The organism is Pseudomonas sp. HMWF006, from assembly GCF_003061205.1.
Taxonomy (GTDB): Bacteria; Pseudomonadota; Gammaproteobacteria; order Pseudomonadales; family Pseudomonadaceae; genus Aquipseudomonas; species Aquipseudomonas monsensis.
Window position 1 is genome coordinate 1 of record NZ_QAIU01000520.1, and the last position, 9,160, is coordinate 9,160.

Here is a 9,160-nt window from a genome sequence, read left to right on the forward strand (position 1 = left end):
ATCAGATACTGATGCGCGACAATTTGATATCGGGTTCCTGATTGACGCTCAGTTGCTCAACGATCGCATCCTGCAAACGGCTGCACAGCAGCGGATCGGACAGCGGCTGGTTGTGCGCGTCGGTGATGAAGAACACGTCTTCCACCCGCTCGCCCAGGGTCGCAATCTTGGCGTTCTGCAGCGACAGGTCGAACTCGAGGAAAATCCCGCCGATGCGTGCCAGCAAACCTGGCCGGTCAGGCGCGGTCAGTTCCAGCACGGTCACCGGACGCTGGGCGTCGTTATGGATCGTCACCTGCGGTGCAAAGGCGAAGTGCTTGAGCTGGCGCGGGACCCGGCGCTGAATGATCGTCGGGTAGTCGTCCGGATTGCGCAGGGCTTCGGTGAGGCCTTCGCGTATCTGCTTGATCCGCGCCGGGTTGTCACCGATGGATTCCCCGTCGTTGTCGAGCACAATGTAGGTATCGAGGGTGAACTGGCTGCTGGACGTGATGACCCGGGCGTCGTGAATGTTCAGGTTGAGCTGGTCCATTGCCGCCACGGTCACGGCGAAGAAATCGTGTTGGTCCGGGGCATAAATGAAGATCTGCGTACCGCCCTCGAATTCGCGCTGGGTGGTTTCCTTGATCAGTACCAGCGGCCCGCCATCGGCCGGCTGCTGCAGGATCGCATCGCTGTGCCAGGCCACGTCGCCGGCGGTGTGCCGCAGGAAATAGTCATCGCCCAACTGCGCCCACAATTGCTCGACGTCGTCCGGATCGGTGCCGCCGCGCACCAGAATATCCAGCGCAGCGCTTTGGGTCTGGCGGATCTGTTCTTCACGATCCACCGGGTTCTCCAGGCCGCGACGCAAGGCGCGCTTGGTCTCGGTGTAGAGCTGGCGCAACAGGCTGGCGCGCCATGAATTCCACAGGGTCGGGTTGGTCGCGTTGATGTCGGCCACGGTCAGCACGTACAGGTAGTCGAGGCGGGTTTCGTCGCCGACGGCCTGAGCGAAATCGTGGATCACCTGCGGGTCGGACAAATCCTTGCGCTGGGCAGTGGTCGACATCACCAGATGGTTTTGCACCAGCCAGACGATCAGGCGGCTGTCCCACACCGGCAATTGATGGCGCTGGCAGAACGCTTCGGCATCGACCGCGCCGATTTCCGAGTGATCACCATGCCGGCCCTTGCCGATGTCGTGGTACAGCCCCGCCATGTAAATGAGTTCGGGCTTGGGCAGCTTGGCCATGAGCTTGGCGGCCAGCGGGAATTTTTCCGACACCTGGGTGTACTGCAACTTACGCAGATGTTTGATCAGGTTCAGGGTGTGCGCATCAACCGTGTAGATGTGGAACAGGTCGTGCTGCATCTGCCCGACGATAAAGCCGAACTCCGGCAGGTAACGCCCGAGAATGCCGTAGCGATTCATCCGCCGCAGATTGCGGTGGATGCCGATCTTGCACTTGAACAGCTCGATGAACAGGCTGGTATTGCGGATGTCGTTGCGGAAATTGTCGTCGATCAGGTGACGGTTCTCCCGCAGCAGACGAATGGTGTCTGCCCGTACGCCTTTGATTTCCGGCTGCTGGGCCATCAGCACGAAAATCTCGAGCATGGCGAACGGCGTGCGGCGGAACACGTTGTCGTTGCGTGCTTCGATATAGCCGTCATGCAGTTGGAAGCGCGAATTGATTGGCTGCGGCGGTGCTTCATCTTCGGGGGCGAGGATGACTTCCTCGAAATGCTGGATGATCAGGTCGCTGAGTTGAGCGATGCTCATCACGACGCGGAAATACTGTTGCATGAAGTTTTCGACGGCCTGCTTGGCGTCGTCACCTTCAAACCCCAGCAAACCGGCGATGGTGCGCTGATGATCGAACAGCAGGCGGTCTTCGGCGCGACCGGCGAGCATGTGCAGGGCGTAGCGCACCTTCCAGAGAAATTCCTGGGAGGAGGCCAGCAGTGCGTTTTCACTCTCGACCAGAAAGCCTTCGCCGGCCAGGGCGCGCAGGTTGAGGGTGCCGTATTGACGACGGGCCACCCACAGAATCGTCTGGATATCCCGCAGGCCGCCCGGCGAGCCTTTGACGTTGGGTTCCAGGTTGTACTCGGTGTCGTTGTATTTGTGGTGACGGGCCTTCTGTTCGGCGCGCTTGGCCAGGAAGAACTCCTTGGCCGGCCACATGTGCGCAGTGCTGGTGACGTCGAGCATGCGCTGGCGCAGATGCTCGGGGCCGCAGATGGTGCGGCTTTCCATGAGGTTGGTGACCACCGTCAGGTCGGCACGGGCCTCTTCGGCGCACTCGTCGACCGAGCGAACGCTCTGACCTACTTCCAGGCCGATGTCCCACAGCAAGGTCAGAAAGCGCTCAATGGAATCACGGAAAACTTCGTGATCGGCGCTGTCCAGCAGGATCAGCAAGTCGATGTCGGAATAGGGATGCAACTCCCCCCGGCCATAACCGCCGACCGCAACCAGCGCGATGTCGGCGTCCTCGCTCCAGTTGAACTGCTCCCAGGCCTTTTGCAGGATATTGTCGACGAACCAGGCGCGGTCTTCGATCAGCCTGCGGATATCGCGGCCACTGCGAAAACGCGCGTCGAGCACTTCGCGAGCCTGGCGGATCGCCTTTTTGAACGCCGCAATAGGACTCGATTTCAGAGCCAGTTCTGCCTGGAACTGGCCGCGGTCGAAGAGTTCGGGATCCACCTGCGGCATCGGTTGGCTTTCCTTCTATATAAGGCTGGGAGCGTTGCGGATCAGGCCGATACGCGCGGGATGGTGTCGTCGGCGCGCAGGGTGAAGATCTCGTAGCCGGTGTCAGTGACCAGCAAGGTGTGTTCCCACTGCGCCGAAAGTTTGCGGTCCTTGGTGATCGCGGTCCAGCCGTCACCCAGCACCTTGGTGTCGGCCTTGCCCTGGTTGATCATCGGTTCGATGGTGAAGGTCATGCCGGCCTTCAGTTCCATGCCGGTGCCGGCGCGACCGTAGTGCAGGATCTGCGGTTCTTCGTGGAACACCTTGCCGATGCCGTGGCCGCAGAATTCGCGAACCACCGAGAAGCCATTCTTTTCCGCGTGCTTCTGGATGATTTCGCCGATATCGCCGAGGCGGCAGCCAGGTTTGACGATCTCGATGGCCTTGTACATGCATTCCTGAGTGACTTGCGACAGGCGCTCGGCCCAGACCGGTACTTCGCCGACGTGGAACATGCGGCTGGTGTCACCGTGGTAGCCGTCCTTGATCACGGTCACGTCGATGTTCAGGGTGTCGCCGTTTTTCAGCGGCTTGTCGTTCGGAATACCATGGCAGACCACATGGTTGATCGAAGTGCAGATCGACTTCGGGTAACCCTTGTAGTTGAGCGGGGCGGGGATGGCCTGCTGCACATTGACGATGTAGTCGTGGCAGATCTGGTTCAGTTGATCGGTGGTAACGCCCGGTTTGACGTGTTCGGCAATCATTTCCAGCACATCGGCGGCCAGTTTGCCGGCGACACGCATGCCAGCGATGTCCTCGGGGGTTTTGAGGTTGACGGTCATACAGGCTCTCTCTGCGCTCGGCGGCGCTTGTTGATACGTATTGGGTGGCACATGTGCGTTTTGCGACCCTGAAAAACCCGATTCTAACAGACGAAAGGAGCAAATCCGCGCCTGCGTGCATCGTGTCTCTCTATACAATGGTGCGCTTGAAGGCGATTCCAAGGGGGCTGCGTCCATGTCTCGGGTGCGATTACAGATTCCGGGTTCCGTTTCTGCGCACCCTGTGGTATAAAATGCGCCGCTTTCCGGGGATACCCCGAAAAGCTTAAATCCACACACGTGTCGACACGATGACCTGGGTGCTTTTGGCTTTATGCCACTGGTTGGTCATTGGGATACGTGGAGGCCAAACCCGACTTATTAAGGAACTATCATGTCCCAAGTCAACATGCGCGATATGCTGAAGGCCGGTGTGCACTTCGGTCACCAAACCCGTTACTGGAATCCGAAAATGGGTAAGTACATTTTCGGCGCGCGTAACAAGATTCACATCATCAACCTTGAAAAAACCCTGCCAATGTTCAACGAAGCTCTGACTTTCGTAGAGCGTCTGGCCCAGGGCAAAAACAAGATTCTGTTCGTCGGCACCAAGCGTTCCGCTGGCAAGATCGTTGCTGAAGAAGCAGCACGTTGCGGTTCGCCGTACGTCGATCACCGCTGGTTGGGCGGCATGCTGACCAACTTCAAAACCATTCGTGCTTCCATCAAGCGTCTGCGTGACCTTGAAGTTCAAGCCGAAGACGGTACTTTCGCCAAGCTGACCAAGAAAGAAGCGCTGATGCGCTCCCGTGACCTGGAAAAGCTGGATCGCTCCCTGGGCGGCATCAAGGACATGGGCGGTCTGCCTGACGCACTGTTCGTGATCGACGTTGACCACGAGCGCATCGCGATCACCGAAGCCAACAAGCTGGGCATCCCGGTCATCGGCGTTGTCGATACCAACAGCAGCCCGGAAGGCGTTGACTACATCATCCCAGGTAACGATGACGCCATCCGCGCTATCCAGCTGTACATGGGTTCGATGGCTGACGCTGTTATCCGTGGTCGCAACAACGTTGCTGGCGGCACTGTAGAATTCGCAGCTGAAGAAACTCAGGCTGCAGCTGAGTAATTGACGCTTTGGCGTTGACTCAGTAAGCAAAAAGGGGGCTTGGCCCCCTTTTTGCCACCTCGAAAACCATTTGTCGGCGGCGCAGCTACAGCATCTGTAACGTGCAGCGGCTACAAGCTGGTTCGGGAAGAATTGAACGCCCGTTCGATCGGGTGGAATGGTTGAAAACCTATCCAAGAGGAATTTGAAAATGGCAGCAATTACTGCAGCGTTGGTTAAAGAACTGCGCGAGCGTACCGGCGAAGGCATGATGGACTGCAAGAAAGCCCTGGAAAAGGCTGACGGCGACATCGAAAAAGCCATTGATGACATGCGTGCTTCGGGCGCGATCAAGGCTGCGAAAAAGGCTGGCAACGTTGCCGCTGAAGGCGCAATCGCAATCAAGGACGACGGTAAAGCTGCCGTTATCCTGGAAGTGAACTCGCAGACCGACTTCCTGGCCCTGCAAGATGACTTCAAAAACTTTGTTGCTGCCAGCGTTGAAAAAGCCTTCGCTGACAAGCTGACCGACGCTGCTCCGCTGATCGCTGCTCAAGAAGCCGCTCGCGAAGCACTGGTTGCCAAAGTAGGCGAGAACGTCAACATCCGTCGTCTGACCCGTATCGAAGGTGACGTTGTAGGTTCGTACCTGCACGGCAACAAGATCGGTGTTGTCGTGGCTCTGAAAGGCGGTGACGTCGAGCTGGCCAAAGACATCGCGATGCACGTAGCTGCCAGTAACCCTGAGTTCCTGCTGCCTTCGCAAGTTTCGGCTGAAGCGATCGAGCGTGAAAAAGCTGTGTTCCTGCAGCTGAACGAAGAGAAGATCAAAGGCAAGCCAGAAAACATTGTTGAGAACATGGTCAAAGGCCGTATCAGCAAGTTCCTGGCAGAAGCGAGCCTGGTTGAGCAGGCGTTCGTCAAGAACCCTGAAATCAAGGTTGGCGAGCTGGCCAAGAAAGGCGGCGCAGAAATCGTTTCCTTCACCTACTTCAAAGTAGGCGAAGGCATCGAGAAGCCGGTCGACAACTTCGCTGAAGAAGTTGCTGCCCAGCTGGCTGCCGCCAAGCAATAAGACGGTTTTTCAACTGTCGCCCGAAAGAGGCTGCCCGCTCACGCGCGCAGCCTCTTTTCAGATGGGGTTACCAATTTTTAATTGGTTTCCACTTGGAACTGACTTACAAAGCCATGTTCCGATGGCGCTGAAGCAGCGCCAAGCTAGAGTGAACGCCAGCTGTAAACAGCTCGCAAAGAATTTTTAAATACGCCGCAGGAGAGATTCGCAATGGCTCAGCAGGGCAGTGGTTATCAGGCTCGCTATAAACGCATTCTACTCAAGCTTAGCGGCGAGGCCCTGATGGGCTCGGAAGAGTTCGGGATCGATCCGAAGGTTCTGGATCGCATGGCGCTGGAAGTCGGCCAACTGGTCGGTATCGGCGTTCAGGTCGGTCTGGTGATCGGCGGTGGCAACCTGTTCCGTGGCGAAGCCTTGAGCAAGGCTGGCATGGATCGGGTGACAGGCGACCACATGGGCATGCTGGCCACTGTGATGAATGCCCTGGCCATGCGCGACGCGCTGGAACGTGCCAATATCTCGGCCATCGTGATGTCGGCCATTTCCATGGTGGGCGTAACCGATCACTATGATCGTCGCAAAGCCATGCGCCACTTGAACTCCAAGGACGTGGTGATTTTCGCGGCCGGTACCGGCAACCCGTTCTTCACAACGGATTCGGCAGCCTGCCTGCGCGCCATTGAAATCGACGCCGATGTCGTGCTCAAGGCAACCAAGGTCGATGGCGTTTACACCGCTGACCCATTCAAGGACCCGCATGCCGAGAAGTTCGATCATCTGACTTATGATGAAGTACTGGATCGCAAGCTGGGTGTAATGGATCTGACAGCTATTTGCCTGTGCCGCGATCACAAGATGCCGCTGCGCGTATTCAACATGAACAAGCCCGGCGCCCTGCTGAACATCGTACACGGCGGCGCTGAAGGAACCCTGATCGAGGAAGTTCAACAATGATCAACGAAATCAAGAAAGACGCCAAAGAGCGCATGACGAAGTCCGTTGAGTCTCTGGCTCACAACTTCGGCCGTATCCGTACCGGCCAGGCGCACCCAAGCATTCTGGAAGGCGTGATGGTGCCGTACTACGGCGCGGACACCCCCATCAAGCAAGTCGCCAACATCACCGTCAAAGACGCCCGTACCCTGCAAGTGGTTGCGTTCGAGCGCAACATGCTCGGTGCTGTCGACAAGGCGATCGGCAGTGCAGGTCTGAACCTGAACCCGACCAACCTGGGTGAATTGCTGCTGATCAGCATGCCGGCCCTGACCGAAGAAACCCGTCGTGGTTTCACCAAGCAGGCGCGTGATGTGGCCGAAGACGCCCGTGTTGCCGTGCGCAACATCCGTCGCGATGCCAACAGCTCGCTGAAGGATCTGGTCAAGGAAAAGGAAATCAGCGAAGACGAAGAGCGTCGCGCCACTGGCGAAATCGACGATCTGACCAAGAAGTACGTGGCCGAGATCGACGCGAAACTGGCTGAGAAAGAAAAAGACCTGATGGCCGTATAAGGGTCGAGTTTTAATGGACAAGACCAAGCAGACTGCGCCGTCCGCGGTGCCGCGCCATGTCGCGATCATCATGGATGGCAACAATCGCTGGGCGAAAAAACGCTTTATGCCGGGTGTCGCCGGGCATAAAGCGGGCGTGGATGCTGTGCGGGCAGTGATCGAGGTGTGCGCTGAGGCCAAGGTCGAAGTGCTCACCCTGTTCGCGTTTTCCAGTGAGAACTGGCAGCGCCCGGCCGATGAGGTCAGCGCCTTGATGGATCTGTTCTTCAAGGCGTTGCGTCGTGAGGCCAAGCGCCTCAACGACAACAACATCAGCTTGCGGATCATTGGCGATCGTTCGCGCTTTCACCCTGAGCTTCAGGCGGCGATGCGCGAGGCCGAAGCCATGACCGCCGGTGCCAACCGCTTCATTCTGCAGATCGCAGCCAACTACGGCGGTCAGTGGGATATCGCACAAGCTGCGCAGCGTCTGGCAAGGGAAGTCCAGGCCGGACACCTGCGTCCGGAGGACATCACGCCGGATCTGCTGCAGACCTGTCTGGCCACCGGCGATCTGCCGTTGCCGGATCTGTGCATTCGCACGGGTGGTGAGCACCGCATCAGCAATTTCCTGCTGTGGCAGCTGGCCTACGCCGAGCTGTACTTCTCCGACCTGTTCTGGCCGGACTTCAAACACGATGCCATGCGCAATGCGCTGGCCGATTTCGCTTCGCGTCAGCGTCGCTTCGGTAAAACGAGTGAGCAGATTGAAGCTGGAGCCCGGGTTTAATGCTTAAACAACGAATCATCACTGCGCTGATCCTGTTGCCGATCGCCTTGTGCGGTTTTTTCCTGCTCGAAGGTTCCGGCTTTGCGCTGTTCATCGGGCTGGTGGTCAGTCTGGGCGCGTGGGAGTGGGCGCGGCTTGCCGGTTTCAATGGCCAGACGTTCCGTGTCGGTTATGCCGCCGCGGTCGCGCTGATGCTGTTCGTCATGTACATCTTGCCCGGCCTCGCGCCGTGGGTGCTGGGCGCGGCAGTGCTGTGGTGGGCGGTGGCGACCTGGCTGGTACTGACCTATCCGCAGTCGAGCGAGCACTGGTCGAGTGCGGCCACCAGGCTGGTGATCGGTCTGTTGATTCTGTTGCCGGCCTGGCAAGGCCTGGTGCAGATCAAGCAGTACCCATTGGGCAACTGGTTGATCATGGCGGTGATGGTGCTGGTCTGGGGCGCAGATATTGGCGCTTACTTCTCCGGTCGAGCTTTCGGCAAGCGCAAGCTTGCACCGCAGGTCAGTCCGGGCAAGAGCTGGGAAGGTGTCTATGGCGGTCTGGCGCTGAGTCTGGTGATTACCGCCATTGTCGGTCTGGTACGCGACTGGACGGTTGCCGAGCTGCTTAAAGGCCTGATCGGCGCTGCGCTGATCGTGTTCATTTCCGTTGTCGGTGATCTCACCGAAAGCATGTTCAAACGCTCATCCGGCATCAAGGACAGCAGTAATCTGCTTCCGGGGCATGGTGGCGTGCTTGATCGTATCGACAGCCTCACGGCGGCGATTCCGGTATTTGCCGTGCTGTTGTGGATGGCTGCACCGTGAGTCGCCCACAGCAGATTACCGTCCTTGGGGCGACCGGCTCGATCGGTCTGAGCACCCTCGATGTCATTGCTCGTCACCCTGAGCGCTATCAGGTGTTCGCACTGAGCGGCTTCACTCGCCTGAGTGAGCTGTTCGCCCTGTGTGTGCGCCATGTGCCGCAGTTCGCCGTGGTGCCGGAAGTCGCTGCCGCGCGCGGTCTGCAGGACGATTTGCGTGCGGCCGGTCTGCCGACCCGTGTGTTGGTCGGGGAGGAGGGCTTGTGTCAGGTGGCTGCAGCTCCTGAAGTCGATGCGGTCATGGCGGCGATTGTCGGTGCGGCGGGGTTGCGCCCGACGCTGGCGGCGGTCGAGGCCGGCAAGAAAATCCTTCTGGCCAACAAAGAGG

At 58.5% G+C, this 9,160-nt stretch carries 8 protein-coding genes and 1 pseudogene; 7 read left to right on the forward strand and 2 right to left on the reverse strand.

From position 1 onward, the window contains the following. Position 1: 1 nt before the first annotated feature. Positions 2-2,704 (reverse strand): [protein-PII] uridylyltransferase, encoded by a 2,703-nt coding sequence (locus tag DBR24_RS23285; RefSeq protein WP_128615926.1) that lies wholly within the window; start codon positions 2,702-2,704, stop codon positions 2-4. 41 nt (positions 2,705-2,745) lie between these two features. Then, positions 2,746-3,528 carry a type I methionyl aminopeptidase gene (gene map / locus DBR24_RS23290; protein WP_007964271.1) on the reverse strand — a complete coding sequence of 261 codons (783 nt, stop codon included), beginning with the start codon at positions 3,526-3,528 and terminating at the stop codon, positions 2,746-2,748. Positions 3,529-3,901: 373 nt separating this feature from the next. Between map and rpsB the strand changes: the two genes are divergently transcribed. The 7 genes and pseudogenes from rpsB to DBR24_RS33405 form a co-directional block, all read left to right on the forward strand. Then, positions 3,902-4,639, forward strand: a complete 738-nt coding sequence (gene rpsB, locus DBR24_RS23295; RefSeq protein WP_003222119.1) for a 30S ribosomal protein S2 — start codon at positions 3,902-3,904, stop codon at positions 4,637-4,639. A gap of 190 nt (positions 4,640-4,829) precedes the next feature. Then, entirely contained in the window at positions 4,830-5,693 is an 864-nt protein-coding gene (tsf, locus tag DBR24_RS23300; protein WP_025110889.1) for a translation elongation factor Ts, read from the forward strand. A 210-nt stretch (positions 5,694-5,903) separates the two neighbouring features. Further along, positions 5,904-6,647, forward strand: coding sequence for a UMP kinase (pyrH, locus tag DBR24_RS23305; protein WP_011332683.1), 744 nt, complete (start codon positions 5,904-5,906; stop codon positions 6,645-6,647). Continuing rightward, the gene (gene frr / locus DBR24_RS23310; protein ID WP_123465080.1) at positions 6,644-7,201 is read left to right on the forward strand and encodes a ribosome recycling factor; all 558 of its coding nucleotides are present in this window, start codon (positions 6,644-6,646) and stop codon (positions 7,199-7,201) included. The genes pyrH and frr overlap by 4 nt, the downstream gene beginning before the upstream one ends. Before the next feature lie 13 nt (positions 7,202-7,214). Continuing rightward, complete coding sequence (uppS, locus tag DBR24_RS23315; RefSeq protein WP_064120741.1) at positions 7,215-7,970, forward strand: polyprenyl diphosphate synthase; 756 nt, start codon at positions 7,215-7,217, stop codon at positions 7,968-7,970. Next, positions 7,970-8,776 carry a phosphatidate cytidylyltransferase gene (locus DBR24_RS23320; RefSeq protein ID WP_128615927.1) on the forward strand — a complete coding sequence of 269 codons (807 nt, stop codon included), beginning with the start codon at positions 7,970-7,972 and terminating at the stop codon, positions 8,774-8,776. Before uppS ends, DBR24_RS23320 begins: the two co-directional genes overlap by 1 nt. After that, positions 8,773-9,160 (forward strand): annotated as a pseudogene (locus tag DBR24_RS33405) (1-deoxy-D-xylulose-5-phosphate reductoisomerase); the annotation flags it as partial. The gene DBR24_RS23320 and the pseudogene DBR24_RS33405, both read left to right, overlap by 4 nt.

Excerpts from the sequence above, each read along its gene's own strand:
- DBR24_RS23285 (WP_128615926.1), bottom strand. The coding sequence starts at position 2,704 with ATGCCGCAGGTGGATCCCGAACTCTTCGACCGCGGCCAGTTCCAGGCA.
- tsf (WP_025110889.1), top strand. The coding sequence starts at position 4,830 with ATGGCAGCAATTACTGCAGCGTTGGTTAAAGAACTGCGCGAGCGTACC.
- uppS (WP_064120741.1), top strand. The coding sequence starts at position 7,215 with ATGGACAAGACCAAGCAGACTGCGCCGTCCGCGGTGCCGCGCCATGTC.
- rpsB (WP_003222119.1), top strand. The coding sequence starts at position 3,902 with ATGTCCCAAGTCAACATGCGCGATATGCTGAAGGCCGGTGTGCACTTC.
- map (WP_007964271.1), bottom strand. The coding sequence starts at position 3,528 with ATGACCGTCAACCTCAAAACCCCCGAGGACATCGCTGGCATGCGTGTC.
- pyrH (WP_011332683.1), top strand. The coding sequence starts at position 5,904 with ATGGCTCAGCAGGGCAGTGGTTATCAGGCTCGCTATAAACGCATTCTA.
- frr (WP_123465080.1), top strand. The coding sequence starts at position 6,644 with ATGATCAACGAAATCAAGAAAGACGCCAAAGAGCGCATGACGAAGTCC.
- DBR24_RS23320 (WP_128615927.1), top strand. The coding sequence starts at position 7,970 with ATGCTTAAACAACGAATCATCACTGCGCTGATCCTGTTGCCGATCGCC.